Source organism: Phycicoccus avicenniae (assembly GCF_018139485.1).
In the GTDB taxonomy this organism is placed as follows: Bacteria; Actinomycetota; Actinomycetes; order Actinomycetales; family Dermatophilaceae; genus Phycicoccus; species Phycicoccus avicenniae.
Window position 1 is genome coordinate 111,618 of sequence record NZ_JAGSNF010000015.1, and the last position, 26,752, is coordinate 138,369.

27 protein-coding genes are annotated in these 26,752 nt (G+C 75.0%); 10 read left to right on the top strand and 17 right to left on the bottom strand.

Annotated elements, in window-relative coordinates:
* Positions 1–143 precede the first annotated feature (143 nt).
* The gene (locus tag KC207_RS10965) at positions 144–305 is read left to right on the top strand and encodes a DUF5679 domain-containing protein (protein WP_211603065.1); all 162 of its coding nucleotides are present in this window, start codon (positions 144–146) and stop codon (positions 303–305) included.
* 91 nt (positions 306–396) lie between these two features.
* Positions 397–960, top strand: a complete 564-nt coding sequence (locus KC207_RS10970; protein WP_211603066.1) for a hypothetical protein — start codon at positions 397–399, stop codon at positions 958–960.
* Positions 961–975: 15 nt separating this feature from the next.
* Here the strand turns inward: KC207_RS10970 and KC207_RS10975 are convergent, their stop codons facing one another.
* Entirely contained in the window at positions 976–2,844 is a 1,869-nt protein-coding gene (locus tag KC207_RS10975; protein WP_211603067.1) for a hypothetical protein, read from the bottom strand.
* Positions 2,845–3,049: 205 nt separating this feature from the next.
* Here KC207_RS10975 and KC207_RS10980 point away from each other — a divergent pair, with 205 nt between their 5' ends.
* Positions 3,050–4,408 (top strand): ABC1 kinase family protein, encoded by a 1,359-nt coding sequence (locus tag KC207_RS10980; protein ID WP_211603068.1) that lies wholly within the window; start codon positions 3,050–3,052, stop codon positions 4,406–4,408.
* A 36-nt stretch (positions 4,409–4,444) separates the two neighbouring features.
* Here KC207_RS10980 and KC207_RS10985 read toward each other — a convergent pair whose 3' ends face one another.
* The 7 genes from KC207_RS10985 to KC207_RS11010 form a co-directional block, all read right to left on the bottom strand.
* The gene (locus KC207_RS10985) at positions 4,445–4,648 is read right to left on the bottom strand and encodes a hypothetical protein (RefSeq protein ID WP_211603069.1); all 204 of its coding nucleotides are present in this window, start codon (positions 4,646–4,648) and stop codon (positions 4,445–4,447) included.
* A gap of 3 nt (positions 4,649–4,651) precedes the next feature.
* Positions 4,652–5,224 (bottom strand): HhH-GPD-type base excision DNA repair protein, encoded by a 573-nt coding sequence (locus tag KC207_RS10990; protein ID WP_211603070.1) that lies wholly within the window; start codon positions 5,222–5,224, stop codon positions 4,652–4,654.
* Positions 5,212–5,352, bottom strand: a complete 141-nt coding sequence (locus KC207_RS10995) for a hypothetical protein (protein WP_211603071.1) — start codon at positions 5,350–5,352, stop codon at positions 5,212–5,214. Before KC207_RS10995 ends, KC207_RS10990 begins: the two co-directional genes overlap by 13 nt.
* Positions 5,349–5,480, bottom strand: a complete 132-nt coding sequence (locus tag KC207_RS17040) for a hypothetical protein (RefSeq protein ID WP_282958969.1) — start codon at positions 5,478–5,480, stop codon at positions 5,349–5,351. Before KC207_RS17040 ends, KC207_RS10995 begins: the two co-directional genes overlap by 4 nt.
* A 43-nt stretch (positions 5,481–5,523) precedes the next feature.
* Positions 5,524–5,811, bottom strand: a complete 288-nt coding sequence (locus KC207_RS11000) for a WhiB family transcriptional regulator (RefSeq protein WP_211603072.1) — start codon at positions 5,809–5,811, stop codon at positions 5,524–5,526.
* 215 nt (positions 5,812–6,026) lie between these two features.
* On the bottom strand, positions 6,027–6,245 hold the full coding sequence (locus KC207_RS11005) for a hypothetical protein (protein ID WP_211603073.1): 219 nt from the start codon (positions 6,243–6,245) through the stop codon (positions 6,027–6,029).
* A 175-nt stretch (positions 6,246–6,420) separates the two neighbouring features.
* Complete coding sequence (locus tag KC207_RS11010; RefSeq protein WP_282958970.1) at positions 6,421–8,541, bottom strand: ATP-dependent DNA helicase UvrD2; 2,121 nt, start codon at positions 8,539–8,541, stop codon at positions 6,421–6,423.
* A gap of 102 nt (positions 8,542–8,643) precedes the next feature.
* Here KC207_RS11010 and KC207_RS11015 point away from each other — a divergent pair, with 102 nt between their 5' ends.
* Positions 8,644–8,907, top strand: a complete 264-nt coding sequence (locus KC207_RS11015) for a mycoredoxin (protein ID WP_211603074.1) — start codon at positions 8,644–8,646, stop codon at positions 8,905–8,907.
* A gap of 122 nt (positions 8,908–9,029) precedes the next feature.
* Here KC207_RS11015 and nudC read toward each other — a convergent pair whose 3' ends face one another.
* Positions 9,030–9,953 carry an NAD(+) diphosphatase gene (gene nudC, locus KC207_RS11020; RefSeq protein ID WP_249138696.1) on the bottom strand — a complete coding sequence of 308 codons (924 nt, stop codon included), beginning with the start codon at positions 9,951–9,953 and terminating at the stop codon, positions 9,030–9,032.
* Positions 9,954–9,994: 41 nt separating this feature from the next.
* On the opposite strand from nudC, the gene KC207_RS11025 reads away from it, so the two are divergent.
* A complete protein-coding gene (locus KC207_RS11025; RefSeq protein ID WP_211603076.1) occupies positions 9,995–11,269 on the top strand; it encodes a phosphotransferase in 1,275 nt (424 codons plus the stop codon).
* Here KC207_RS11025 and KC207_RS11030 read toward each other — a convergent pair.
* Genes KC207_RS11030 through moeB form a run of 4 tightly spaced genes read right to left on the bottom strand, consistent with a single transcriptional unit; the run spans position 11,235 to position 19,411 of the window.
* Positions 11,235–14,552: an ATP-dependent helicase gene (locus tag KC207_RS11030; protein ID WP_211603077.1), complete on the bottom strand. Its 3,318-nt coding sequence runs from the start codon at positions 14,550–14,552 to the stop codon at positions 11,235–11,237. The two genes, KC207_RS11025 and KC207_RS11030, sit on opposite strands and share 35 nt — an antisense overlap.
* Positions 14,549–17,725 carry an ATP-dependent helicase gene (locus KC207_RS11035; RefSeq protein ID WP_249138697.1) on the bottom strand — a complete coding sequence of 1,059 codons (3,177 nt, stop codon included), beginning with the start codon at positions 17,723–17,725 and terminating at the stop codon, positions 14,549–14,551. Before KC207_RS11035 ends, KC207_RS11030 begins: the two co-directional genes overlap by 4 nt.
* 30 nt (positions 17,726–17,755) lie before the next feature.
* A complete protein-coding gene (locus KC207_RS11040) occupies positions 17,756–18,187 on the bottom strand; it encodes a DUF1810 domain-containing protein (RefSeq protein ID WP_211603078.1) in 432 nt (143 codons plus the stop codon).
* Positions 18,188–18,232: 45 nt separating this feature from the next.
* Positions 18,233–19,411, bottom strand: coding sequence for a molybdopterin-synthase adenylyltransferase MoeB (moeB, locus tag KC207_RS11045; protein WP_211603079.1), 1,179 nt, complete (start codon positions 19,409–19,411; stop codon positions 18,233–18,235).
* 107 nt (positions 19,412–19,518) lie between these two features.
* Between moeB and KC207_RS11050 the strand changes: the two genes are divergently transcribed.
* From KC207_RS11050 to KC207_RS11060, 3 genes are all read left to right on the top strand, one after another.
* Positions 19,519–20,139, top strand: a complete 621-nt coding sequence (locus tag KC207_RS11050) for a TetR/AcrR family transcriptional regulator (RefSeq protein ID WP_211603080.1) — start codon at positions 19,519–19,521, stop codon at positions 20,137–20,139.
* A gap of 117 nt (positions 20,140–20,256) precedes the next feature.
* Positions 20,257–20,484, top strand: coding sequence for a DUF3107 domain-containing protein (locus KC207_RS11055; protein WP_211603081.1), 228 nt, complete (start codon positions 20,257–20,259; stop codon positions 20,482–20,484).
* Between the two features lie 162 nt (positions 20,485–20,646).
* Positions 20,647–20,913, top strand: a complete 267-nt coding sequence (locus tag KC207_RS11060) for a GlsB/YeaQ/YmgE family stress response membrane protein (protein ID WP_249138698.1) — start codon at positions 20,647–20,649, stop codon at positions 20,911–20,913.
* 69 nt (positions 20,914–20,982) lie between these two features.
* Here KC207_RS11060 and KC207_RS11065 read toward each other — a convergent pair whose 3' ends face one another.
* Positions 20,983–21,669 (bottom strand): ferritin-like fold-containing protein, encoded by a 687-nt coding sequence (locus KC207_RS11065; RefSeq protein WP_211603082.1) that lies wholly within the window; start codon positions 21,667–21,669, stop codon positions 20,983–20,985.
* Positions 21,670–21,851: 182 nt separating this feature from the next.
* Between KC207_RS11065 and KC207_RS11070 the strand changes: the two genes are divergently transcribed.
* On the top strand, positions 21,852–23,438 hold the full coding sequence (locus KC207_RS11070) for a DEAD/DEAH box helicase (protein WP_211603083.1): 1,587 nt from the start codon (positions 21,852–21,854) through the stop codon (positions 23,436–23,438).
* An 83-nt stretch (positions 23,439–23,521) separates the two neighbouring features.
* Here the strand turns inward: KC207_RS11070 and KC207_RS11075 are convergent, their stop codons facing one another.
* The 3 genes from KC207_RS11075 to KC207_RS11085 form a co-directional block, all read right to left on the bottom strand.
* Complete coding sequence (locus tag KC207_RS11075; protein WP_211603084.1) at positions 23,522–24,577, bottom strand: NAD(P)-dependent alcohol dehydrogenase; 1,056 nt, start codon at positions 24,575–24,577, stop codon at positions 23,522–23,524.
* A 103-nt stretch (positions 24,578–24,680) separates the two neighbouring features.
* Positions 24,681–25,454 (bottom strand): ParA family protein, encoded by a 774-nt coding sequence (locus KC207_RS11080; protein ID WP_211603085.1) that lies wholly within the window; start codon positions 25,452–25,454, stop codon positions 24,681–24,683.
* Positions 25,455–25,497: 43 nt separating this feature from the next.
* Complete coding sequence (locus KC207_RS11085; protein WP_211603086.1) at positions 25,498–26,403, bottom strand: LysR substrate-binding domain-containing protein; 906 nt, start codon at positions 26,401–26,403, stop codon at positions 25,498–25,500.
* A gap of 75 nt (positions 26,404–26,478) precedes the next feature.
* Between KC207_RS11085 and KC207_RS11090 the strand changes: the two genes are divergently transcribed.
* Complete coding sequence (locus KC207_RS11090; RefSeq protein ID WP_211603087.1) at positions 26,479–26,745, top strand: hypothetical protein; 267 nt, start codon at positions 26,479–26,481, stop codon at positions 26,743–26,745.
* The last annotated feature ends 7 nt before the right edge of the window (positions 26,746–26,752 follow it).

The window sequence follows — 26,752 nt, forward strand, 5'->3', positions numbered from 1 at the left end:
CGCCCGCCGGGGGAGGACTCGCGGGCCGACAGGCGTCCCGAGGGGGTCCGCCGGCATCGCGCGCTGGCTAGTGTGGACCGGTCCAGGCCGCGTCGCGGCGACACACGACGGTCGTGGTGGCACGACCGGGTGAGGAGGCCCCGATGGCCGAGGAGACCTACAAGGGCGAGTTCTACTGCGTGAAGTGCAAGGAGAAGCGGGAGGCCGAGGGCAGGGTCGTCGTCTCCGACAACGGCCGCCGGATGGCCAAGGGAGAGTGCCCCGTGTGCGGGACCAACCTCAACCGCATCCTCGGCAAGGCCTGAGCCCTCCCGGGGCCTGTGGACGGCCGCCCGCGCGAACACCTCCGGCCGGGCAGGATGAGGCCCGAGAGCAGGGTCGGACTCGGGGGCAGGGATGGAGCGCACGCGGGGGTACGTCGTCGTCGACGGCTGGGGCCCGGTGGCCGAGGAGGTCGCCGCACAGCTACGCCGGCTCGGGGTACGGGTACGCGCCGGTGGCCACGCGGCGGACGCCGCCGAGCTCGACGTCGCCGGGGGCGGCCCACGGCCCGGCGCGGTGCTGCTCGTCACCGGGCACGAGCCCGCGTGGGTGCGGTGCCCGTCGATGCACGCTCCCTGGCACGCCCACGGCGTCGCCCACCTCCCGGTGCGGGCGCGGCCCGGGGGTGTCGACGTGGGGCCGCTCGTGCTCCCGGGCCGCTCGCCGTGCCTCGGGTGCGTCGCCGCCCGCCTCGACGACCCACCGACGGAGCGCGTCGTGCCCCCTGCCGGCGGGGACGACGGGGTCCTCGTCCTCGCGGCCTCCGTCGCCACGGTCGTCACCCTCTCGGCGCTCCGCGGCGACACCCACCTCGCCGCCATCTCGACCGAGGTCGCGGGCGCCGGGCCGACGGTGCGGCACCGGGTGTGGTCCGCGCGCCCCCGCTGCGGCTGCGGCCTCGTGCGCGTCGCGGGGTGAGACCGGTCGGACCGGTCAGACCGGCACGATCGGGACCGCCGGCGGGTCCGAGAAGTCCTGCGTGTAGTAGCCGTCCGGGGCCTCGAACGGCTCGTCCTCGCACCGGGGGGTGGGGGTGACCCGCTGCCGTTCACCCTCGACGTCGGTGATCTCGAAGGACGACGAGGACAGCGTCCGCTCGCTCTCCACCGTCGTCCACGAGGCCTTGAAGAGGTCGATGCCCTGCCAGTCGACGCCGACCTCGCCGGCCTCCTCGACCTCGGCGACGTCGTAGTCGAGACGACGCACGTTCGCGGACTCGGCGAGCACGTCGTGGACGCGTCCGCCGTCCTCGGTCATCTCGTCGACGTCGATCGTCACGTCGTCGCGCCGCAGGTCCCCGTCGTCGTCCCGCGGGAAGAGCTCGTCGATGCGCGGCCCGAGCTCGTCGCGCAGCTCGGGGAACTGCTCGAAGTCCAGGACGAGCTCGGTGACCGAGGCCTCCCCCTCCTTCTGCGTGCGGGAGTAGCCGCCGCTCACGCCGAAGCCGTACGGGAGCGTCGCCTCGAGGTCCACACCGGCGTCGAACAGCTCGTCCAGCACCTGGTCGTCGACGGCGACGAGCAGCTTCGACAGGTCGCCGTCGGGCCCCCACACGACGGTCGTGCTCGTCTTGCCGCTGAACGTCGCGCCACCACCGGCGTGGCCCGAGCCGCCGCCACCGCGACCCTTGTCCTTCTCGTCCCGCTTCGACAGGCCCTTGCCCCCGAGGCTCGCGGCGACGAGGAAGCCGCCCGCGTCGCTCGAGCTGTAGGTGACCGTCTGGGTCCCGTCGTTCCAGTGGCGGTCCTCGACGACGACCTCGCCGGTGTAGTCGCCGGAGATGCCGAGCGTGCCCGAGCCCTCGCCCTTGGAGCCCTTCTTCGTCAGGGGGAGGTCGACGCCACCCGACAGCGTGACCTTGCGGGTGTCGGCCTCGGCGGACGCCAGCTCGTGGTGGGGGGCCTCGTTCGCGATCGTCGCGTCGAGTCGTTCCTTGACCTCCTTGCGGGTCTTGTACACCCCGCTGCAGAACTGCCGGCACCGCACGTTGCCCAACCGCTCGTAGCTCGCGGACAGGGCGCCGTAGGAGCGGTACCAGTCGACCCACTCCTGGGCCCCCTCGAGGTCGGCGAACTCGTACGTCGTGTCCGTCGACCAGCCGGACAGCCCGGCGACGTCGAAGGAGAACGAGCCCACACCCCCGGACGCCCCACCGCCGGTCTCGGCCCCCTCGACGAGGTGGATCCGGGCCCGTCCGTCGCCCAGGTGCTCCACGAGCATCCCGCGCGAGCTGCCGAACCGGACGAAGAGGAAACGCATCTCGGAGCGCTCGACCGTCGTCTCCGCCCCCGTGACGCACGGCGGCTCCATCGAGTCGTAGGCCTCCTCGATGCACGCGGCCAGGGGACGCGCCGCGTCACCCCGGTCCCGCCCCTCGTCGGCTGCGGTGTAGACGTCCCACTCGCTCTGGCACTGCTCCGGCGCGAACAGCTCGCGGCACCCGACCCGTACACGGGTGGGATCGTCGGCGTCGAGCGGCCCACTCGTCGGGAGCACGTCTCGGCACGCCGGGTCGTCGGGGTTCTCGGGGTCGGGAGGGGGCACCTCCTCGGGGTCCGGGACGTCCTCCGGCTCGCCCTCCGGCGTCGCCGGTGGGTCCGCGGGGCCGCCGTCCGGTCCGGAGGGCTGCTCGCCGGGCCCGGTCCCGGCGAGCACGGCCTCCTCACAGTCGGCGGCACCGTCCCTGCCGGGACTCGTCACGAGACACCAGGCCCGTTCCGCGACCGACGCGACCGACTGCGGGGACGGGGCCAGGGCCACGACGACGACCGTGACGACGAGCGCCACCCCGAGGAACTCCACCGCCGCGTGGCCGCGTTCGCGGGACGTCGTCCGTGGATACGACGACGGTCGGTGTCGGGAAGGCATCGGCACCTCGGCGACGCTAGGCGTCCTCCGCCGAGGACCTGAAGGGCCCACGCGCCCGTCCGGGCCCCTGGTGCCGGGGTCCGCGGACCCGGGCGGCCCTGCGCTCCACTTCGGGACCCGCTCGGGTGAGAATGGGCAGGTGAGCGAACGCGAGCGCGAGATCCCCGGGTCGTCCATCGCCCGGGCGGCACGCCTCGCCGGGCTCCCCCTGGGGCATGCCGGGCGAGCCGCCCTCGGCGTCGGCAAGCGCGTCGGTGGCCGTCCCGCCGAGGTCGTCGCCGCCGAGCTGCAGGCCCGCACGGCCGAGCAGATGTTCGCCGTCCTCGGCCAGCTCAAGGGCGGCGCGATGAAGTTCGGCCAGGCCCTGTCGGTCATGGAGGCCGCGATGCCCGAGGAGCTCGTCGGGCCCTACCGCGCGACCCTCACCAAGCTCCAGGAGTCGGGCCCGCCGATGGGTCGCGACCGGGTCCACGCGATCCTCGCCCAGGAGCTCGGTCCCCGGTGGGCCTCGACGAAGCTCGTCGAGTTCGACGACGTGCCGGCCGCCGCCGCGTCGATCGGCCAGGTGCACCGCGGGGTGTGGCGTGACGGCCGCGAGGTCGCGGTGAAGATCCAGTACCCGGGAGCCGGCAAGGCGCTGCTGTCCGACCTGAGCCAGATCTCCCGGGTCGCCCGGATGACCGGCTCCTGGGTCCCGGGCGTCGACATCAAGCCGATCATGGACGAGCTGCGCGAGCGGATGTCCGAGGAGCTCGACTACGCCTTGGAGGCCAAGCACCAGCGGCACTTCGCCCGGGCGTTCCGGGACGACGAGGACGTGTTCGTCCCCGACGTGCTCGTCGACTCGCCCCAGGTGCTCGTCACCGAGTGGGTCGAGGGCACCCCGCTCGCCCGGGTCATCGCCGAGGGCACGCAGGAGCAGCGTGACGAGGCCGCGACCCTCTACCTGGAGTTCCAGCTGCGGGCGCCCACCCGGGCCCGTCTGCTGCACGCCGACCCGCACCCCGGGAACTTCCGGATCACACCGGACGGCCGGCTCGGGGTCCTCGACTTCGGCGCGGTGAACCGGCTTCCGGAGGGACTGCCGAGCGAGATGGGCGAGATCCTCACGTACGCCCTCGCGGGCGACGGCCCGGCGCTCGTCGACGTCCTGCGCCGTGAGGGGTTCATCAAGAAGGGCATCGACGTCGACCCGGACGGTCTCGTCGAGTACCTCGACCCGCTCGTCGAGCCGATCCTCCACGACGAGTTCACCCCCACCCGGGAGTGGCTGCGGGGGGCGGCGAACCAGATCCAGGACCCCCGGCGCCCGCAGTTCCTCCTCGGGCTCAAGCTCAACCTGCCGCGGGCGTACGTCCTCATCCACCGCGTGTGGCTCGGCGGCATCGGCGTGCTCAGCCAGATCGGCGGCACGGTGCCGCTGCGCGAGATGGTGTGCGCCTACCTCCCGGGCGTCGACGAGTCCCGGCTGCCGCCGGACCCGGACGCCGCGGCCTGACCCCGCAGGCCCCACCCCTCGGGCGCGCCCGCGGCGTCACCACCAGGCGGAGTCGAGCTTGCCCTCGATGCCGCGCAGGTGGCGCCGGCTGCAGTCGACGCAGGTCCACACCTCGCGCCCCTGCTCGCGCCCACGGGTCCACGTGAGGCGCGCCGCCGTGATGGCCTCCTCCCCCGATGGGCTGAACCCGCACGTCGCACACACCGGGTGGGCCTCCCGGGCGTCACCGCCCCCGGTCACCGGTCAGGCCTTGGTCTTCGCGGCGGCCTTCGCGGCCTTCTTGAAGTCGCGGACCTTCTGGAGCGAGTCCGGGTCGGTGACGTCCGCGACCGACCGGAACGAGCCGTCCTCGGCGTAGGCGCCGCAGGCCTCCTGCCACCCGTCGGGCCGGACCCCGAGCTGCTTGCCGAGGAGGGCGGCGAAGATCCGGGCCTTCTGGTCGCCGAAGCCGGGCAGGGCCTTGAGCCGCCGGACGAGGTCGGCGCCGGAGGACGCCTCGGTCCAGATGCGGCGTGCGTCCCCGCCGTACTCGTCCCGGACGACGACCGCGAGGGCCTGGATGCGCCCGGCCATCGAGCGGCCGTAGCGGTGGACCGCCGGCGGGGTGGCGCAGAGGTCGGCGAACGCCTCGGGGTCGGCGGCCGCGACGGCGGCCGGGTCGAGGCTGCCGAACCGCTCGAGCACCTTCGCGGGGCCGGCGAAGGCGCGCTCCATCGGGAACTGCTGGTCGAGCAGCATGCCGGTGAGCAGGGCGAAGGGGTCCTCCGACAGGACACGGTCGGCGGCGGGGTCCTGGGCGATCGTCAGCGCGGCCATGGGGTCAGCGTAGCCAGCAGCTCGCCGGCCACGGCGCGCCAGAAGTCGCGGGCGCGCAGGGCCGGAACGGGCACCGCCCCCGACGCGGCGTCGGGGGCGGTGCGCTCGGGGCTGTCGAGGCCGGTCATCGGACCATGCCGTGGACGACCGCCCGCATCTGCTCGCGGTTCGCCGTCTCGCGCACCTCCCGCTGCGTCGCGTGGACGCGGCGTTCGTGCAGGGAGCGGCGGACCTGCTGCATCCGTCGGTGGTACATGTCGTTCTCCTGTCGGGTCGTGCTCGTGTGTGGTGGGTCGCCCTCAGGCGGCGACCTCGGACTTGCGGGGGCGCCCCCGGGGCCGCTTGCGCGCCACGGTGACTCCCTGGACGAAGTACTCCCCGCCCCAGACGCCCCACGGTTCGCGCCGCTCCAGGGCGCCGGCGAGGCAGCTCCGGCGGACCGGGCAGTCCTCGCAGAGCGCCTTGGCGAACTCGACACCCTCGGGGGTGTCGGCGAACCACACCTCGGGGTCGTTCTCGCGGCAGGGGACTCCGAGACCGTCGGTCACGGACTCCTCGCGCAGGTCGATGAGGTCGGTCAGCTGCATCGTGGGGTCACCTCCTTGCTCGGCGCGCCGGGTGTGGCGCTCGTGGGTTCCGTCGCACCCGGTCGGGTGCGGGGTATGGGGCGGGCGGTCGGTCCGTCCGGTCGTGCAGGTCATGGTCTGGTCCTCGCGTGGTTGTGGGTGTGCTCGGGCGGCACACGGAAGAGGCCGCGGATCCCGGTCGGGATCCGCGGCCTCGAGGTGATGGCTACCTGGTGCTAGACAGGTGGCCCCTCGAGGCGTGGGTCCACGGAACCCTTGGCCGGGGCATCGGTGGCGGCGGCGCCGAAGGCGTGGCCGCGGTCCCGGACGTCGATACCGACGACGGACAGACCGCTCCCCTGGAGACGACCGCCGATGCCCGCGTGGATCGTGGTGGAACCGGCCCGGTCGCGAGCGCACGTCACACCGGCAGCGGTCATCGCCGCGTCGGTCATCGTCGTCGTCTCCATCGGTCCACCCCTCCTCACGGGTCTGGCGGTGTCACGCACCCGGACGGGCACGCGAGGTCTTGATGCCGAGCACTGTATTGCCGCCCGATCGAGCCCGGCAACGGATTAAACGCGACCCGATCCGTGCGAGGGTCGCCCCAGTGCCGTGAACGGCTGCGGCTCAGTCGGATTGGCTCTCGGAAAAATCTTTCACGAGAGCCAGCACGGCGTCGCCGAACTTCTCGAGCTTGGCGGCCCCGACCCCCGGGATCCGGGACAGCTCGCGGGTGTCGGCGGGCACGCGCTCGGCGATCGCGGTGAGCGTGGCGTCGGTGAAGACCACGTACGCCGGCACCGAGGCCTCCTTCGCCGTCTCGAGCCGCCACTCGCGCAGCGTCTCGAAGAGCTGCTCGTCCATCGTCGGCGGGCACAGCGTGCAGCGCCCGATCGTGCGCTCCTTGGCCGTCGTGAGGTCGCCGCCGCACACCCGGCAGGCGGTCCGCAGCGGCGCGCTGCTCTTCGACGACGTGCCACGCCGGCGCTTCGGCGTGCTCCGGGCCCCGGCGCCGAGGACCGCCTCGGTCCCGTCGAGGAAGCGCGACGGGCGACGGGTGCCCTTCGCGCCGGGAGTCCGGGCCCGCGCGTAGCTGACGACGAGCCGCGTCCGCGCCCGGGTCAGCCCGACGTAGAGCAGGCGCCGCTCCTCCTCGATCTCGGCCGGGGTCTCGGCCATCGTGATCGGCATGAGCCCGTCGGAGCACCCGACGAGGAAGACGGTGTCCCACTCCAGGCCCTTGGCCGCGTGCAGCGAGGCGAGCGTCACCCCCTGGACGGTGGGCGCGTGCTGGGCGGCGGCGCGCTCGTCGAGCTCGCGGACGAAGCCGGGCAGGCGGGCCTCGGCATCGGTCGCGGCGAGGTCGTCCGACAGGGCCGCGAGCGCCGAGAGGGACTCCCACCGCTCGCGGGCGGCCCCGCCGCTCGTCGGGGGCTCGCGGGTCCAGCCGGCCCCGAGCAGGACGTCGCGGACGAGGTCGGGCAGCGGGACCTCGCCGTCGTCGGTCCGGGCGGCCCCACGCAGGAGGAGGACGGCGTCGCGGACCTCCTTGCGGGAGAAGAACCGCTCGCCGCCGCGGACGAGGTACGGGACGCCCTTCTCGGCGAGGGCGGACTCCATCTGCTCGCTCTGGCCGTTCGTGCGGAACAGGACGGCGATCTCCGAGGCGGGGTGGCCGTCGGCGACGAGGCCGGCGACACGGGCCGCGACGCCCTCGGCCTCCGCGGGGTCGTCGTCGGCGACGACGAGCTCGGGCTGCGGCCCCTCCTCACGCTGGGCCCGCAGCTCGACCGACCCGGAGCGTCGGCCGCCACCGGGCGTGCGGAGCAGGAGGTTCGCGAGGGTGACGACCTGCGGGGTGGAGCGGTAGTTGCGGACGAGCTCGACGACGCGCGCCTGCGGGAAGCGGCTGCGGAAGCCGAGGAGGTGCTCCGGGGAGGCGCCGGTGAAGGAGTAGATCGTCTGCGCCGGGTCGCCGACGACGCACAGGTCGTCCCGCTCCCCCACCCAGAGGTCGAGCAGGGTCTGCTGGAGCCGGTTGACGTCCTGGTACTCGTCGACGACGAAGTGGCGGTACTGGCTGCGGACCGCCCGGGCGACCTCCTGGTGCTCGCCGAGGATGCCGGCGGTGAGGAGCAGGACGTCCTCGAAGTCGATGACGCCGCGGTCGCTCTTGACGTCCTCGTACGTCGCCATGAGCCGCGCCATCGCCGTGGCGTCGAGCCCGGCCGGGGGCTCGCGGCGCTGGGCGGTCGCGGCGGAGGCGTAGGTGTCGGGGGTGAGCAGCGAGACCTTGGCCCACTCGATCTCGGACGCGAGGTCACGCACGCCCGGGGAGTCGAGCCGCAGGCGCAGCCGTCCACCCGCCTCGGCGACGGCACCCGCCTTGTGCGGCATGACCTCGGGCGCCGCCCCGCCGATCGCCTGCGGCCAGAAGTAGTGCAGCTGGCGCAGGGCCGCGGCGTGGAAGGTGCGCGCCTGGACCCCGCCGACCCCGAGGTCGCGCAGGCGGGTGCGCATCTCGCCGGCAGCCCGGGCGGTGAAGGTGACGGCGAGGACACGCTGCGGCTGGTAGGTGCCGGACAGCACCCCGTAGGCGATGCGGTGCGTGATGGCGCGGGTCTTGCCGGTGCCGGCGCCCGCGAGGACGCACATCGGGCCGCGGGGGTGGGCCGCGACCTCCCGCTGCTCGGGGTCGAGGGCGTCCAGGACCTGGTCGGCCCCGGGGTGCACGGGCAACGTCGTCATCGGGTCCGATCCTAGGTGCCGGGACCGACGGCCCGACCGGCGGGAAGAGCGGCGCCGACGACGACGTTGGCACCGCCGGACCACGACCGACCGAGGAGAACCATGAGCACCCCCGCCCCGCCGACCGCCGGCACCGTCACCGTCTTCATGACCTCGTGGTGCCCCTTCTGCCGGATGCTCCGCGCCGGCCTGCAGCGTGCCGGGGTCGACTTCACGGAGGTCGACATCGAGCGCAAGCCCGACGCCGCGGAGTTCGTCATGCTGCAGAACGGCGGGAACCAGACGGTGCCGACCGTCCTGTTCCCGGACGGCACGACGCTGACGAACCCGCCCGCCGAGGACGTCGCCGCCCGCCTGTCCGCCTGACCGCGCGTGCCCCGGCCCCGGCCGGGGGGTCCGTGGTGTCCGCGCCCCGGCGGGCGCGTGCTACGGCGCAGTACTGGTCCTGATCCCGACCGGTGCCGCGCCGTAGCGCGCGCTTGCGGGGGTCAGCGGAGGGGGATCTCGGGGGCGTCGAGGGGGCCGCCGAACCAGTGTTCGATGAGCCGCCGGGCGATGGACACCCGCCCCGGCACGACGACCGACTCCTCTGCGACGGCCGCGACGAGCTCGTCCCGGGTGAACCACCGGGCCGCGGCGATCTCGTCCTCCTGGAGGCGCAGGTCGGTGCCGAGCGCCCGCGCCCGGAACCCGAGCATGAGCGAGGCGGGGAAGGGCCACGGCTGGTCGCCCAGGTAGGTGACGTCGGTGACCCCGATGCCGACCTCCTCACCGACCTCCCGCTCGACCGCCGCGGAGAGCGTCTCCCCGGGCTCGACGAACCCCGCGAGCACCGACATCCCGCGCCCGCGGAAGGCACGGTTGCGCGCGAGCAGGATGCGGTCGGCGTCGTCGACGACGGCCATGATGACGGCCATGTCGGTCCGCGGGTAGTGGTCGCTGCCGTCCTCGGGGCAGCTGCGCACCCAGCCGGCGTGGGCCGCCACGGTGCGAGCGCCGCAGCGCGGGCAGTGACCGTGCGTCCGGTGCCAGTTGGCGAGCGCGAGGGTCGTCGCGAAGAGCGACGCACCCAGGTCGTCGAGCAGGGCCCCGGCCTCGCGGAGCGTGCGCTCGTCCGGCGCCTGCTCCTCCCTCGCCAAGTGGACGACCCCGACGTGGGCCCGCCCGCCCGCCTCGCCGAGGTAGACGGCGAGCCGCTCGACGTCGCCGGGCTCGGGGGCGTCGAGGACGAGCCGGACACCGCCGTCGGCGGTCTCGTGAACGGGGGTGGCCGTGCCGTGGAGTCGGAAGACCCGCGTCGCGTCGTCCCCCAGCAGCCGCGGCAGCAGGTCGGGGTCGCGCAGCTCGGAGCGGCGGTCGATCGCCATCCGGGTCAGCGCGACGTCGGGAAGAGATCGTCCGGCACCGGCCACGGCTCCCACCCTACGGGCCGCGGCGGGCATACCGTGGCGGGGTGGAGCGCAGCCCAGCCTTTCTCGCGGCCCTGGCCGGCGCCGCGGTGCCCGGCCTCGAGCCGGTGACCGTCGAGGCGATCGCGAGCACTCCGGACCAGTCGTTCGACGTCGCGTTCGTCCAGGACCAGGAGCACCGCCGCTGGGTCGTGCGCGCTCCCCGGACCGACGTCGCGGGGGCCGAGATGGACCGCACCGTCGCCCTCCTCGGGCTGCTCGCCCGGAGGGTGCCGTTCGCGGTGCCCGCCCCCCGAGGCTTCGTCGCCCTCGACGAGGGCGGGCGCGCCGCGGTCTACCCCTTCCTGCCCGGCCACGCGCTCGACCTCGGCGAGCTGCCGCACGGCCCCGGCCTCGCCGTCGCTCTGGGCCGGGCCCTGGCCGCCCTCCACGACCTCGACCCGGCGGTCTACGAGGAGGCCGGGGTCCCCACGTACGACGCCGACGCCTACCGCACCCGCCGGCTCGCCGAACTGGACCGTGCGGCGGCGACGGGCCGGGTGCCGACGACCCTCCTCGGACGCTGGGAGGAGGCGCTCGAGGACGTCTCCCTGTGGCGGTTCGCCGCGACCCCCGTCCACGGCGCGGTCTCCGGGGAGCACCTCCTCGCCGTGTTCGACGACGAGCGGGACGCCTCGAGCGGACGTGTCGCCGCCCTCACCGGTTGGGAGAACGCCAAGGTCGCCGACCCGGCCGACGACTTCGCCCCCCTCGTCGAGGAGGCGTCCACCGAGGCGGTCGAGACGGTCCTCGAGGCCTACGCCCACCACCGCTCGGAGCGCCCGGACGGCAACCTGCTCGTGCGGGCCCGGCTCGGGTCGGAGCTCGGGCTGCTCGCGCGGCTCATGGCCGCGCTCGGGCGCCGGGACCAGGGCGCGGTCGAGGTGCTGTCGACGCAGCTGCGGCGGCTGGACGACGCGGTCCACGCGGCCGAGGACGGCGACGGCCGCGGTCTCTCGCTGCGTCCGGTGACGGTGCGCTCCCGCCGCGGTCCGGTCCCGCTCGAGGACGGTCCGCGGGAGCCCGCCGGAGCCGCATCCGAGGACCGGCGGCGGGACGACGACACCGCAGAGCTCACCCCGGCCGACGCCGGAGCGTCCCCGGCCACGGGCGACGTTCCGGACGACCCCGCGGGCACCGACTCCGGCACCGCCGGCACGGACACCGCCGACGAACCGCCGGCCGGCGCCGACACCGCGTCCACCGGGGCCGCGCCGGACGACGGCACGGTTCCCGACGGCGGGGTCAGCGCCGACGCGCCGCGGCGAGAGCCCGGCTGATCGCCTCCTCGTCGGGCAGGTCCGGCCAGGTCGTCTCCCCCGTCGCCGCGTGGAAGAACGCCCCGCGCACCCGGGACGGGTCGACCCCCCGCAGCCGGGCCCAGGCGAGCCGGTAGGCCCCGAGCTGCAGGGCGCGCACCTCGGCCCGGCGACCGGACGGCGGCGCCCCCGTCTTCCAGTCGACGACGGTCCACACGGGGTCGCCGTCCTCGTCGACGTCCTCGAAGACCGCGTCCACCCTCCCCCGCACGGCGATGCCGTCGACGACCGTCTCGACACTCGTCTCGACCTCCGTGGGCGTACGGGCGGCCCACTCGGACGCGAGGAAGGCGTCCCGGAGCCGGTCGAGGTCCTCGGCGCCGGCGTCCTCGTCCGCCGATCCGGGCAGCGCGTCGACGTCGACGATGGCGGCCCGCGCGAAGTGCTCCTCCACCCACGCGTGGAACGCGGTCCCGCGGCGGGCGGCGAGGGCCGGGGGCGTGGGCATCGGACGACGGAGGGTGGCGGTGAAGGCCTCGGGGTCGTCGGCGAGCGAGACCAGGGCCGACGTCGACAGGTGCGGTGGGAGCGAGACCTCGACGTCCCCACCGCCGCGCCGCGCCCGGCGCTCGGCGAGGAGCAGTCGCACCTCCTCGTCCCAGCGGCCGCGCTGCGGACCGCCGGCGGGACGTCCACCCGCGGCCGACACCGCGTCGGCGACGTCCCGGGCGGGACCGAGCAGCCGGTCGCGCCGCTCGAGATGGTCCGGCGTCGGCCACTCCACGGCGACCGCCTGCGCCGTCGCCGGGTTCTCCGGCCTCGGGTCGTCCGTCGGCGGCATGTCGACCCACGGGCCGGGGGCGAGCGTGCCGCCGGCGTCCCGGACCTCGGTGAGGAAGCGGGAGGTGACCCGAGGCGTCGAGGCCGTGCCCCAGACGTGGGCGCTGAGCAGCAGGTCGTGCCGGGCGCGCGTCGCCGCGACGTAGGCGAGCCGGCGCTCCTCGACGACACCGTGGTCGGCCGCGACCCGGGTGAAGCGCTCGAAGGCCTGCTGGAGGCTGTCCCATTCGTGCGGGTCGGACCAGCCGAACCGCGGCAGGCCCGCGCAGTCGCCGCGCAGGTCGTACGGCAGCGTCGCGAGACCGGTGAGCCACGCCTTGTCGGAGGGGTCGGTGTGCCCCCACTCGTCGCCGACGACCTTGCCCTGGGTGGCCGAGTGCGCCGGGAAGGACGCCTCGACGAGACCGGGGACGGCGACGACGTCCCACTCCAGGCCCTTCGCGGCGTGCACGGTCATCACCTGGACGGCGTCGGGGCGGGCCTCGACCCAGCCGAGGTCGAGCCCGCGCTCCTCGTCGACGGCGGCCTCGAGCCACGCGAGGAAGCCCCCGAGGCTCGCCCGGTCGGCGCTCGCCGAGAAGGTCGCGGCGACGTCGGCGAAGGCGTCGAGGTGGGCCCGCGCGGCGCCGGGGGTGTAGCCGGGGCGGGCGAGCACCTCGATGTCGAGGCCGAGCGCGACCTCGGCCTCGGCGACGAGCTCGGCGAGGCCGAGCGCGGTCAGACCGCGCAGCCGGTGCACCGCCGCCCCGAGCCCGCTGAGTCGGGACAGGGCCGCGCCGGACAGCCGTTCGCCGTCCCGACCGACCCAGTCGGGCCCGGGCAGGTGCTCGAGGGCCTCGACGATGCTCGCGCGGTCGCCCGCCTCGGGGTCCAGGTCGGCCCCGCGGGCGCGGTGCGTCCCGTCGTAAAGGGCCCGTGACCAGGCGCCGAGGCCGTCGAGGTCGGCGGCACCGAGCCGGCAGGACGGGCCGGTGAGCAGGCGCATGAGCCGGTCACCCCGGCCGGGGTCCGCGACGACATGGAGGAGGGCGACGAGGTCGGCGACCTCGGGGGTGTGCAGCAGGCCGCCGAGCCCGACGACCTCGTAGGCGACCCCGGCGGCCTCGAGGGCGTCGACGACGGGGTCGAACTGCGAGCGCTTGCGGCACAGCACCGCGGCGCTCGAGCGACCGGGCCGTGCGCGCCGGGCCTGCAGCCACCCGACGAGGTGCTCGGCCTCGTCGCGGGCCGTCTCCAGCCTGGCCGTCGCGACGTGGCCGGGCCCGGCGTCGGGGCGTGGGTCCAGTGGGCGGACCTCGACGGGGGTCGTCGCGGCGAGCGGGCCGGCGAGGACGTTGGCGGCGTCGAGGACGGTCCGGTCGTTGCGCCAGCTCGTCGACAGGTGGAGCACGGCCGCGTCGCCGGCGTGGCCGAAGTCGGTGCGGAACCGGTCGAGCGTCGTCGCCGACGCACCGCGCCAGCCGTAGATCGACTGGTGGGGGTCCCCGACGGCGGTGACCGGCGAGGGTGCACCCGGGGCGACGAAGAGCGCCTGGAGCAGGCGGAGCTGCGCCTCGGAGGTGTCCTGGAACTCGTCGAGGAACACCGCCTTGTACCGGGCCCGCTCGGCCGCGCCGACCTGCGGGACGGTCGTCGCGAGCCGGGCCGCGACGGCCATCCGGTCGGCGAAGTCCATCGCGTCCCGCGACCGCTTGAGCCGGTGGTAGGCCTCGACGACGGGGACGACGGCCGCCCGCTGGCGCAGGACGTCCATCTGCTCGCGCAGCGGGTGCTTCCTCTTCTTCGTCCCCTCGCCCGGCGGCACGGCCTCGAGGGTGGCGACGACCTCGGCGAGATGCGCGGCGACGTCGTGCGGTTCGACGAGGTGCTCGGCCATCTCGCCGGCGAGGTCGACGACGGCCGTCGTCACCGTCGACTCGGCCTTGTCGACGACGTCCATCGGACCGTCCCAGGCGACGACGGCGTCGTGCGCGAACTGCCACGCCGCGGCCTCGGTGAGCAGTCGACTCTCGGGCTCGACGCCCACCCGCAGGCCGTGCTCGCGGACGATCCGTCCGGCGTACGCGTGGTAGGTCGAGACGTCCGGGGTGTCGTCGAGCACGGCGGCGCCGTCCTCGGCCTCGGGGGTCCACAGGCCGGCCTCGCGCAGCGTCGCCAGGCGCGCGGCGAGGCGCTCGGACAGCTCGCCGGCCGCCTTCCGGGTGAAGGTCAGCCCGAGCACCTCGTCGGGCCGGACGAGGCCGTTGGCGACGAGCCAGACGACCCGCGCCGCCATCGTCTCCGTCTTGCCCGACCCCGCGCCCGCGACGACGAGCAGCGGCTCGAGCGGCGCCTCGATGACGGCCGCCTGCTCCGGCGTGGGGGCGTAGGGCTGGCCGAGCGCCCGGGCGAGCCCGGCGGCGGTCCAGCGGGGCCGGACGGGGTGGGCCGCGGTCGCGTCGGCCGGGGACGTCGAGGGGGTCACACGCGCCTCCCCTCGGGCTGGGCGGGGCAGGAGTCCTTGACCTGGCACGTGCCGCAGACGTCCCGGCCCGGGGTCGCGACGAACGTCGCCGCCGCCATGCCGTCGGCCGTCCGGGCGAGCAGGTCGGCCGCCCACGCGGGGTCCTCGGGGTCCTCGGCGGGGGGGACCTGCACCTGCAGCGTCGTCGTCACCCCGGCGGCCCGCCCGAGCTGGAGCAGGGCGGCGCCACCGGACCCGGAGCCGTGGGCGGCGAAGGCCCCGTGCTCGGCGGCGAGCTGGTAGGCGCCGAGCTGGCCGTGCCGGGCGAGGTCGGTCTTCGTCGGCTTCCGCGACCCGGTCTTGAGGTCGACGATCCGCACCCGCCCGTCGGGGGCGACCTCGACACGGTCGACGGTGCCGGCGACGACCGCGCGGCCGAGCCCGAACCGCATCCGCTCCTCGGACGCGGCCCGGCGCCACCCCTGGGCGTCGGCCTCGCGGTGGTACCGGGCCAGCCGGTCGGTCATCGCCCGGGCCCGGTCGAGGTCGCGCCGGGACAGCCAGCCCGGCGGCATCCCGAGCCGCCCCCAGCGGGCCTCGAGCTCCGCGGCGTAGGTCGCGGCGTCGACGTCGCCGAGGTCGTGGGCGATCTCGTGGACGAGCGTGCCGATGTCCTGCGCTCCCATCGACGGACCGTCGCCGCCGCTGGCCCGCAGCAGCCACTGCAGTCCGCACTGGCCGAACCGGTCGATCGACGACGGCGACACCGGGACGTCGGCGTCCGGGCCGCGGCGCGGGCGGTCGTCGGTCGTGTCGCGCAGGGCCCACCACTGGGCGGGGTCGGCGCCGCGCACCTCCTCCCGGGTCAGCCGGGCCAGCGTCGTCACCGCGTCCCCGCGCACCGAGCCGTCGGCGTCGAGGAGGGACCGGCGCAGCTCGCCGACGAGGCCGTCGAGCGTCAGCGGCCGGGGGACGTCGGTGAAGGGACGGGCGTCGGGGCGCGGGTCGACGACGTCGAGGTACGGCGAGGGCTGCTCGTCCTCGCTGCGGACGGCGGTGACGACGAGACGGTGGGCCGCACGGGTCACGGCGACGAGGAAGAGCCGGGTCTCGTCGTGGCGGACCTGCGCGCGGGCGGCCCTGGGGTCGGTCGAGCGGCCCGCGACGACGTCGACGAGGTCGCTCGACCCGAGGAGCGACCCGCGCAGGCGCAGGTCGGGCCAGACCCCGTCCTGGACCCCGGCCACGACGACGAGGTCCCACGAGAGCCCGGCCGCCGCGGCGGGCGTGAGGAGTGCGACGGACTCCCCCGGCGCCGCCCGCGCGGCGAGGGTGTCGCCGGCGACGTCCTGGCCGAGGAGGTGCTCGAGGAAGTCCGCGGGGCGCGACGCAGGGAGCCGGTCGACGAAGCGGGCGGCGGCGTCGAAGAGGCCGAGGACGGCGTCGAGGTCGCGGTCGGCGCGGGTGCCCGCCGGTCCGCCGGCGAGGGCCGTCGTCCGCCACGGGTCGGCGAGACCGGCGGCGCTCCACATCGCCCAGAGCACCTCCTCGACCCCCCGCGAGTCGGCGAGCGCCTCGGTGGCCGCCCGGAGCACCCGGTGCACGCGCCACGCCGGCCGGGCCTCGGGGCCGACCCGCTCGAGGGCCGCGGGGGCGAGGACGGCCTCGGCGAGCAGGACGTCGCTCGGCCGGCCGCCGCCGTCGTCGAGCTCGACCCGGCGCAGGGCCCGCCGCAACCGCCTCAGGCCCACCGCGTCGGCGCCGCCGAGCGGGGAGCCGAGGACGTCGACGACGACGTCTGGGTCCAGCGTCTCGTCGCCGGCGTGGACCTCGAGGGCGCACCGCAGCAGCGCGAGGAACGGCCGCACCGCGGCCTCGTCGCGGACCGGCAGCTCGGTGGCCGCGGTGTCGACGGGGACGCCCGCCGCCCGCAGCACGCGGCGCAGGGTGGCGGTGCGGGAGCCGCCGCGGACGAGGACGGCCATCCGGCTCCACGGGACCCCGTGCCGCAGGCGGGCCTCGCGCAGGCGGGCCGCGACGTAGGACGCCTCCTGCGCGCCGGTCCGCAGCAGGTGCGCCTCGACCGCGCCGGGGTCCTCGCCGGCGGGGCTCGGCGACCGGTGCGCCGTCCCGCCGACGACGCCGACGTGCGCGGTGACGCGGGTGGCCGCGGCGGCGACCTCCGAAGGACTGCGATGACCGTGGCCGAGGAGCACCGTCGCCGCGTCCGGCCAGGAGCGCAGGAAGAGGCGCGGGTCCGCCCCGCGGAAGGTCTGGGTCGCGGCGTCCGGGTCCCCCGTGAGGACGAGCGGGACGGCGCCGTCGCCCGTGACGACCCGCAGCAGCCGCAGCCCCGCCGGGGTGAGCTCCTGGGCGTCGTCGACGACGACGAGCCGCAGCCGCCCGCGGATCCGGTCGAGGGCCGCGGGGTCGGTCTCGAGGAGGTCGGCGGCAGCGCCCAGCACGGCCGCCGGGTCGTACGCCCCGGCGGCGGACAGGGCGGTGACGTCCTCGTACTCGCGGAGCACCGCGGCGCCCGCGGTCCACTCGGGCCGGTCGTGCTCCTGCGCGAGCGCCTCGAGGTCCTCGGGGGTGAGGCCGAGCTCGACGGCCCGCATGAGGAGGTCGCGCAGCTCGGTGCGGAAGCCCCGGGTCGGCAGGGCGAGCCGGACCGACTCCGGCCACGGCGGCGACGGGGTGCCGCCGACCTCGTGCCCGACGAGGAGCTCGCGGAGGATGACGTCCTGCTCCGGTCCGCTGAGGAGACGCGGTGTCGGGTCCCCGGCGAGCGCGGCGGCCTCACGCAGCAGCCCGAAGCCGAAGGACTGGTGGGTTCGGGCGAGCGGGGTCGTCGTCGTCCCGCCGACCCGGGCGGTGACGACGTCGCGCAGCCGGGCCGCGGCGAGCCGGGTGGGGGCGAGGAGCAGGCAGGAGTCGGCCGGGAACCCGTCGGCGACGGCCCGCACGACCCGCTCGACGGCGACGGTGCTCGTCCCGGTGCCCGGGGCGCCGAGCACCCGCACGACCGGCGCCGACGCCTCGACCGCGGCGCGCTGGTCGGCGTCGAGGTCGGGGGCGTCGGCCGACGTGGCCGGCGGTCGGGTGAGGACGAGCATGCGGGCGATTTCACCACGCCGGGCCGACAGCCGCCGCACCCGGAGCCGGTGCTCGACGGGACGGTGGGTGTACGTCACGCACCGTCGGGCACCGGGCGCTCCGGCCGCTCAGAGACGGTCGAGCGTGTGCGGGTCCTCCTCACCCCCGAAGTACCGGTCGAGGACGGCCCGGAACGGCTGGCCGTCGCCCCCGCCCGCCACCGACGCCCGGAGGAACACCGTCATCGACGAGCGCAGCTTCACCGCGTCGACGGGACCGAGCACGGCGGTGGCGTCGGACCCCTCCAGCCCGAGCAGCGCCTCGCAGCACTCCCGCAGCCGCGGCCCGAGGACGGGGTGCGCGAGGTACGCCCTCGCCTCGTCGAGGCCGTCGAGCCCGTAGGCCTGCGACGTGGCGCTGCGTCCGAGACCGGAGACCTGCGGCAGCACGAACCAGATCCAGTGCCCCGTCTTGTGCCCGGACCGCAGCTCGCGCAGGGCCTGGTCGTACGTGCCGCCGCGGTCCTGGGCGTCGACGAACCGTGAGAGGTCGTGCTCCATCGCCCCACCCTGCACCCGGTGCGGCGGCCGGCGCGACCGGGCGGCTCAGTACGTCGGGACGGACGGGTCGACGTCGCGCGACCACGCGAGGACCCCGCCGGCCACGTCGACGGCATCCACCCCACGGGCCCGGAGGAGGTCGACGGCCTCGGCGGAGCGGCCCCCAGACTTGCAGTGCACGTAGACCCGTCCGTCGGCGCCGGGCACGACCGCGCCGTCGCGGACCTCGCCGACGGGCAGGAGCACCGAGCCCGGGATGGCGGCGACGTCCCGCTCCCCCGGCTCGCGGACGTCCAGGAGGGTGAAGGCCACCTCCCCCGCGGACCGGCGACCCAGCAGCCCCTCGAGCTCCGCGACGTCGACGACCGGGCGGTCGCCCGTCACCGCGGGCACCGGCACCTCGGGGGCCGCCGTCGACCAGCCGAGCGGCGCCGTGACGTCCGCCCCACTGCCGCAGACCCGGCACCCAAGGTCGCGCCGCACGGGCACGGCGTCCCACGACTGGGCCAGGGCGTCGTGGACGAGCAGGCGCCCGACGAGCACCTCGCCGATGCCCGTGACGAGCTTGACGGCCTCGGTCGCCATGACCGACCCGACCGACGCGCACACGGCGCCCAGCACCCCGCCGACGGCGCACGAGGGGACCGCCCCCGGCGCCGGCTGTCGCGGGAAGACGCAGGCGTAGCACGGCCCCTCACCGGCCCACCACACCGAGACCTGCCCGTCGAAGCGGAACACCGACCCCCAGACGTGTGGGATGCCGAGCCGGGCGCACGCGTCGCCGACGAGGTAGCGGGTCGGGAAGTTGTCGGCACCGTCGAGGACGAGGTCGTAGTCCGCGAGGACCGTGAGTGCGGTCTCCTCGGTGAGCCGCTCGCCGTGCCGGACGACCGTCGTGTCCGGGGAGATGGCGGCGACGGACTCGGCGGCGGAGTCGACCTTGGCCCGCCCGACGTCGTCGACGCCGTGGACAACCTGGCGTTGGAGGTTCGTCGACTCGACGACGTCGTCGTCGACGACCCCGATCGTCCCGACGCCCGCGGCCGCGAGGTAGAGCAGCGCCGGCGACCCGAGCCCGCCCGCCCCGACGACGAGCACCCGCGCCGCCCTCAGCCGACGCTGGCCGTCGACGCCGAGGTCGGGCAGGAGCAGGTGCCGGGCGAACCGGGTGCGCTCGGTGGCGGAGAGCTCCGGCCCCGGTGGGACGAGCGGGGTGCGCGCCATGCCCGGAACCTAACACCGCGCGGGTCGCCGACGTCGCGGGCGACCTACCCGTCCGTAGGATGTGGGGCGCCCACGTGGACCGGGCACTGCCGCACACCGGAGGACCCATGTCGAGCGTCACCCCAGCCCGCAGCGCACGGATGCCGCGCAGCGAGCGCCGCGCCCAGCTGCTGGAGGCCGCCCAGGCCGTCTTCGTCCAGTCCGGCTACCACGCCGCGGCGATGGACGAGATCGCCGAGCGCGCCGGGGTGTCCAAGCCGGTCCTCTACCAGCACTTCCCCGGCAAGCTCGACCTCTACCTCGCGCTGCTCGACACCCACTGCGACACCCTCGAGCAGCTCGTCCGCCGCGCCCTCGAGACGACGGAGGGCGACAACGAGGTCCGGGTCCGCGCCACGGTCGCTGCCTACTTCGACTTCGTCACCCGTGAGGACGCCGCCTTCCGGATGGTCTTCGAGTCCGACCTCACGAGCGTCCCGCAGGTGCGGGCCCGCCTCGACGGGGTGGAGATGTCGTGCGCCGAGGCGATCTCCGAGGTCATCGCCGAGGACACCGGCGTCGACGACGAGCGGGCCCTGCTCCTCGGCTCGGCCCTCGCCGGGATGGCCCAGGTCGCCGCGCGGCACTGGCTCGCCCAGGGCGGGGACATCCCCGAGGAGGAGGCGGCCCGGATGATCAGCACGCTCGCGTGGCGCGGCCTGGGCTCGTTCCCGAAGGTCGGCGGCTGAGCCCTCGGCGAACACGCTCGCCCGGCGGAACAGGGTCCCGACGGCGACGGTTAGCCTGAGCGACGAACGCACCCACCGCGCGGCCCCTGCCGCGCCGCTGACGAAAGGTCGTGCCCCGTGGAGGTCACCATCGGCGTCCAGAACGTCGCCCGCGAGATCACCGTCGAGACCGACGCCGACTCCGACGAGGTCGCGAAGGCCGTCGACACCGCCCTCGCCTCCCCCGAGGGCGTGCTGCGCCTCACCGACAGCAAGGGCCGGACGATCCTCGTCCCGGGGCGGGCCGTCGGCTGGGTCCAGGTCGGCGAGTCCGAGAAGGGCCGCGTCGGCTTCCACTCCCTCTGACCTGCCACGACGCCTGCGCGCCACGCCGGTTCGACGATTGACGCTCGTTCTCGGCGAGGTCTAGCGTCCGAGGTGAGCCGGGGTCCCCGGCCCCCGCGACCGGCCCCGGTCGGTCGCGGACGGATCAGCCCGGGACAGCACGCCCGGGGAAGGAGCGCGACCGTGTCCATCATCGGCTCGATCATCGCCGGCATCATCGTCGGCGTCCTCGCCCGCGTCGTCCTGCCGGGCCGGCAGAACATCAGCGTCATCATGACGATCGTCCTCGGCATCCTCGGCGCCGTCATCGGCTGGTTCCTCGCGGCCGGGATCGGCGTCGAGAGCACCGGCGGTGTCGACTGGATCCGCTGGCTCATCTCGATCGTCGTCGCGGCGGTCCTCATCGTCGGCTACGAGCGCTTCACCGCCTCCCGGGGCGCCACCCGCTGACCGCACCACCGCCACGTCGGAGGGCCCCCGCCACCACGGCGGGGGCCCTCCGTCGTGGGGAGCGGCCGTTCAGGCCTCGAGGCCCATCCGGTGCATCCGGGCCGTGTGGTTGTCGGTGAGCCGGGTGAACATCCGGCCGATCTCGCCGAGGTCGACGCCCCCGCCGACGAGCAGCGCGGACATCGCGTCGCGGTCGACGGCCACCGCCTGGGCCTGGGACAGCGCCTCCCCGAGCAGCCGCCGCCCCCAGAGGGCGAGCGGACCCGCAGCCCGGGGGTCGGTGCGGATCGTGTCGCGGACGATCTGGACGACGAAGTCGGCCTCGCTGCGGTCGTCGAGCGCGGTCTGCATCACCTCGCGGGTGTCGGCGTCGACGAACGCCGTCATCTCCCGGTAGAAGTCGCGCGCGATCCCCTCGCCGACGTAGCCCTTGACGAGGCCCTCGAGCCAGCCCTTGGGCCTCGTCCGCTCGTGGTAGACGGCGATCGGCGCCACGAACGGCGCCATCGCGGCCTCGGGGTCGATGCCCCGCTCGCGCATGTGCTCGACGAGCAGGGAGTAGTGCTCGAAGTCGGTCGTCGCGAGCCGGCCCATCGAGGTCTTGAGCCCGAGCGTCGGGGCGAGGTCGCAGTCGACGGCCATCCGGATGAAGGCCGTGAGCTCGCCGTACGCGAGCACCCCGAGCAGGTCGACGACGGCGGCCGGCACGGCGGAGGTCTCGGTCGCGGCCGGGGCGCCCGGGGGTGTCTCGTCCATGGCTCGCGAGCCTAACCGGTACGATCGACCCGTCCACGGTGCCCGGTCGGCACGAACAGTGACATCGGGGCGGACCAGCGGCGTCGAGCACGACGCCCCCGAGCGCCCCCGCAGACCTCCGATCGGCCCGCAGCCAGATGCGCCGGCGCCCTCGCGCCTGCCGACCGGAAGAGAGTCCCTTCATGACCGACGTCGCCGAACCGACCCCCACCCCCGAGGACGACGCCGCCGCGGCCCCCGCCGCGCCCGCCGTCCCGCAGCAGACCTTCGCCGACTTCCCTGTCCACCCCGACATCGTCGGCGCCCTCGCCGACGCCGGGATCGTCCACCCCTTCCCCATCCAGTCGATGACGATGCCGGTCGCCCTCGACGGCCACGACATCATCGGCCAGGCCAAGACGGGCACCGGCAAGACCCTCGGCTTCGGCGTCCCGATCCTCAACCGGGTCGTCGCCCCCGGTGACGACGCGTTCGACGGTCTCCCCGCCCCGGGCAAGCCGCAGGCCCTCGCCGTCGCCCCGACCCGCGAGCTCGCCGTCCAGGTGAGCGGCGACCTCGAGCGGGCCGGCAAGAAGCGCGGGATCCGCGTCCTCACCGTCTACGGCGGGCGCGCCTACGAGCCGCAGATCGAGGCCCTCCGCAAGGGCGTCGAGGTCGTCGTCGGCACCCCGGGCCGGCTCATCGACCTCGCCCAGCAGGGTCACCTGCAGCTCGGCCACGCCCGCACCGTCGTCCTCGACGAGGCGGACGAGATGCTCGACCTCGGCTTCCTCCCGGACGTCGAGAAGATCCTCGCGATGACGCCCGCCGGCCGGCAGACGATGCTCTTCTCCGCGACGATGCCCGGCGCCGTCGTCACCCTCGCCCGGCGGTACATGAACCAGCCGACGCACATCCGCGCGATGTCCGACGACGACGGGGACGACCGCGCGACCGTCAAGGCCATCGAGCAGTTCGTCTACCGCGCCCACGCCATGGACAAGGTCGAGATGCTCGCCCGGATGCTCCAGGCCGAGGGCCGCGGGCTCACGATCTGCTTCACCCGCACCAAGCGCACCGCCGCCAAGGTCGCCGACGAGCTCGTCGACCGCGGGTTCGCCGCCGCCCCGCTGCACGGCGACCTGGGCCAGGGCGCCCGCGAGCAGGCGCTGCGGGCCTTCCGCAACGGCAAGGTCGACGTCCTCGTCGCCACCGACGTCGCCGCCCGCGGCATCGACGTCACGAACGTCACGCACGTCGTGAACTACCAGTGCCCCGAGGACGAGAAGACCTACCTGCACCGCACCGGCCGCACCGGCCGCGCGGGCAACACCGGTGTCGCCGTGACCTTCGTCGACTGGGACGACCTGCACCGCTGGGCGCTCATCAACAAGGCGCTCGACCTCGGCATCCCGGAGCCGCAGGAGACCTACTCCTCCTCGCCGCACCTCTTCACGGAGCTGAAGATCCCCGAGGGCGCCAAGGGCCGCCTGCCGAAGGAGCAGCGCACCCGCGAGGGCCTCAAGGCCGAGGAGCTCGAGGACCTCGGCGAGACCGGCCGGTCCGGTGGCGGTCGCGGAGGCGACCGTGGCGGTCGCGGCGGCGGCGGTCGTGGTCGCGGTGGACGCGACGGGGGCCGGGACGGAGGCCGCGAGGGCGGCCGGGGGCCGGGCGAGCGCTCCGACCGTGGCGGTGAGCGGCAGGGCGAGGGCGGCTCGGACCGTCCGCGCCGTCGCCGCAACCGGCGCCGCACCCGTGGCGGCAAGCCCGCCGGCGAGTCCCAGGGCTGACCTGACGCCCCGCACGACGACGAGGGCCCCGCACCGAACCGGTGCGGGGCCTTCGTCGTGGGTCCGGGGAGTCCCCCGGGGCGTCAGTCCTGCGGGGTGATCGTGCTCGTGTCGATGACGTACCGGTAGCGGACCTTGCTGTCGACGACGTCGTCGTAGGCCCGGTCGACCTCGTCGGCCCCGATGACCTCGACGGTGGCGCCGATGCCGTGCTCGGCGCAGAAGTCGAGCATCTCCTGGGTGCCCTTGATGCCGCCGATGTTCGACCCGGCGAGGGTCTTGTCGCCGGTGATGAGCGAACCGAAGTGCACCGACTGGGTGTTCTCCGGCAGGCCGACGTTGACGAACGTGCCGAACGGCTTGAGGAGGCCGAGGTAGGAGTCGACCGGGAGGTCGGCGGAGATCGTGCAGAGGATGACGTCGAAGGTGCCCTTGAGGTCCTCCCAGGTCGCGTCGTCGCTCGTCGCCCGGTAGTCGACGGCGCCGTACGCCTTGCCGTCCTCCTCCTTCGACGTCGTCCGCGACAAGACGGTGACCTCGGCGCCCATCGCGGCGGCGATCTTGACGCCCATGTGGCCGAGCCCGCCCATCCCGACGACGGCGACCTTCTGTCCCGGCTCGGTGACCCAGCGCTGGAGCGGGGTGTACGTCGTGATGCCGGCGCACAACAGGGGCGCGGCCTCGTCGAGCGAGATTCCGTCCGGGATGCGGAGGGTGAAGCGGTCGGAGACGACGATCTCCTGGCTGTACCCGCCGAAGGCCTCCTCGCCGTCGTAGTTCACGCCGTTGTACGTGACGACCATGCCCTTCTCGCAGAAGTTCTCGTGGTCGGCCCGGCACATCTCGCACTCGCCGCAGGAGTCGACCATGCAGCCGACACCGACGTGGTCACCGACGGAGAAGCGGGTGACGTCCGCGCCGACCTCGGTGACGACACCGGCGATCTCGTGGCCCGGGACCATCGGGAAGCGGGCCTCGCCCCACTCCTCGCGGGCCTGGTGGATGTCGCTGTGGCAGATGCCGGCGTACTTGACGGCGATGCGGACGTCGTCGGGGCGCAGGTCGCGTCGCTCGATGGTGCCCTGGCGGAACGCGCCCTTGGCCTCGTCGACGATGATGGCGGGGGTGGTGGTGGTCATGGTCTCCACCGTAAGCGCCGTCGGCGCACCCGTGCCAACCAGCGACGTCGAATCTTCGTCGAAGGTTCGACGACGGTCAGGGCGACGACGTGGCGAGGGCCCGTCAGATCCGCTCGAGGAGGCCCGCCGCGACCTCGCGGTAGGCCTTCGCGCCCTTGCTCGTCCGGCTCGTCGACAGGATCGAGCGGCCGGCGGCGGGGGCCTCGGCGAAGCGCACGGTGCGGGGGATCGGCGGCGAGAGGACCGGCAGTCCGTAGCGCTCCCCCACGTCCTCGAGCACCTCGCGGGAGTGGGCACTGCGGCCGTCGTAGAGCGTCGGGAGGATGCCGAGGACGACGAGCTTCTTGTTGAGGATGCGCTTGACGTCCGCGACGGTGTCGAGCAGCTGGCCGACCCCGCGGTGGCTCAGCATCTCGCACGGCATCGGGACGACGAGGCCCTGCGCCGCGGTCAGGGCGTTCAGGGTGATGACGCCGAGGCTCGGCGAGCAGTCGAGGAGGACGACGTCGTAGCGCCGGCGGACCGGCTCGAGGATCTCGCGGAGCACGTACTCGCGCGCCGGCCGGCCGAGGAGGACGGCCTCGGCGCCGGCGAGGTCGATCGCGCTCGGGACGAGGTCGACGCCGTCCGCGCACTCCTGGACGACGTCGGCGATGTCGACCCCGCCGACGAGCACGTCGTGGAGGGACGCCTCGACGGTGTCGGGGTCCACGCCCAGGCTGAAGGTGAGGCTCGCCTGCGGGTCGAGGTCGACGAGCAGGACCCGCTTGCCGGCCTCGGCGAAGGCGGCCCCGAGCGAGGCGACCGACGTCGTCTTCGCGACGCCGCCCTTCTGGTTGGCGAGGGCGATGATCGGGGCCTTGCGGGTGGACGCCATCGGGCAGCCTTCCGGATCGGGTCGCGCGGTCGTGCCGATCCTCTCACCCCGCGGGAGCGGCGCCCCGGGTGAGCACGAAGCGGCGGAACGCCTCGGCCGACGGCAGGAGCGGCCGCCCCTCGACCCACGCGAGACCGACCTCCCGCTGCGCCCCCTCGTCGGCGAGCGGCAGGAGCCGGGTGCGGGCGAACGTCGTCGGCACGGGCAGGCCCTGGGCGGGCACGACGGCGACCCCGAGCCCCGCCGCGACGAACCCGCGGACGGTCGGCAGGTCGTCGGCCTCGACGGCCTCCTGCGGCTCGAACCCGGCGGCCCGGCACAGCTCGAGGGTCTGGGCCCGCATGCCCGACGGGGCCCGGCGGATGACGAAGGGTTCGCCGGCGACGTCGGAGAGCGCGACCCGGTCGGCGCCGGCGAGCCGGTGGTGGACGTCGACGGCGAGGACGAGGGGCTCGACGAGCAGCTGCTGCCACGCGACGTCGACCCCCGCCGCCCGGTGGGCCGTGAGCTCGAGGTCGGCGCTGCGCGTCGCGAGCTGGGTGGAGATCCGCCCGGGCACCGTCGCTGCGGTGCGCTGCAGCGTCACCCGTACCCGGGGGTGCTCGCGGCGGAACCGGCCGACGAGGCCGGGCACGAGCCAGCTGCCGAGGCTCTGCGCGAAGGCGAGCCCGACGACGCCGCTCTCGGGGTCGACGAGCTCGGAGACGGCCGCGAGCCCGTCGTCGAGCTCGTTGACGAGCCCGTCGACGTGGCGCTTGAAGGCCGACCCGGCGTGCGTCATCCGCAGCACCCGGCCCTGACGGTGCAGCAGCGGGGTCCCGACCTGCTCCTCCAGCCGGGCGAGCGCCCGCGAGACGCCGGGCTGGCTGACCCCGAACACCTCGCTCACCTCGGTCACGGTGTAGCCGTCCGCGACGAGCTGGAACCAGCGGAGCGCGTCGGTGTCCATCCCATGACTCTAGAGCATGAGTCGTATGTACCGTTTTCATTGGACGTATGGTTTGTACCGGCGGAGACTGGATGCATGACGAACACGACGACCCTCTGGACCACCATGAAGGACGAGCTGCGCGAGCGTCGCGAGCGCAAGGAGTACGTCCGCCGCCTGCGCGCCGACCTGGCGAGCTACCGCACCCCGTACGAGGTCGAGGACCTGCTCTCGGCCATCGACCGTGCCGAGGCCTCGGGCCACGCCACCGCGGACACCGCGGCCGTGCGCCGGATCCTCACGGACAACCTCCGCGAGTACCACACCGCGAAGCAGAACAACCGGCACGTCGCCGGCCTCTGACCCTCCT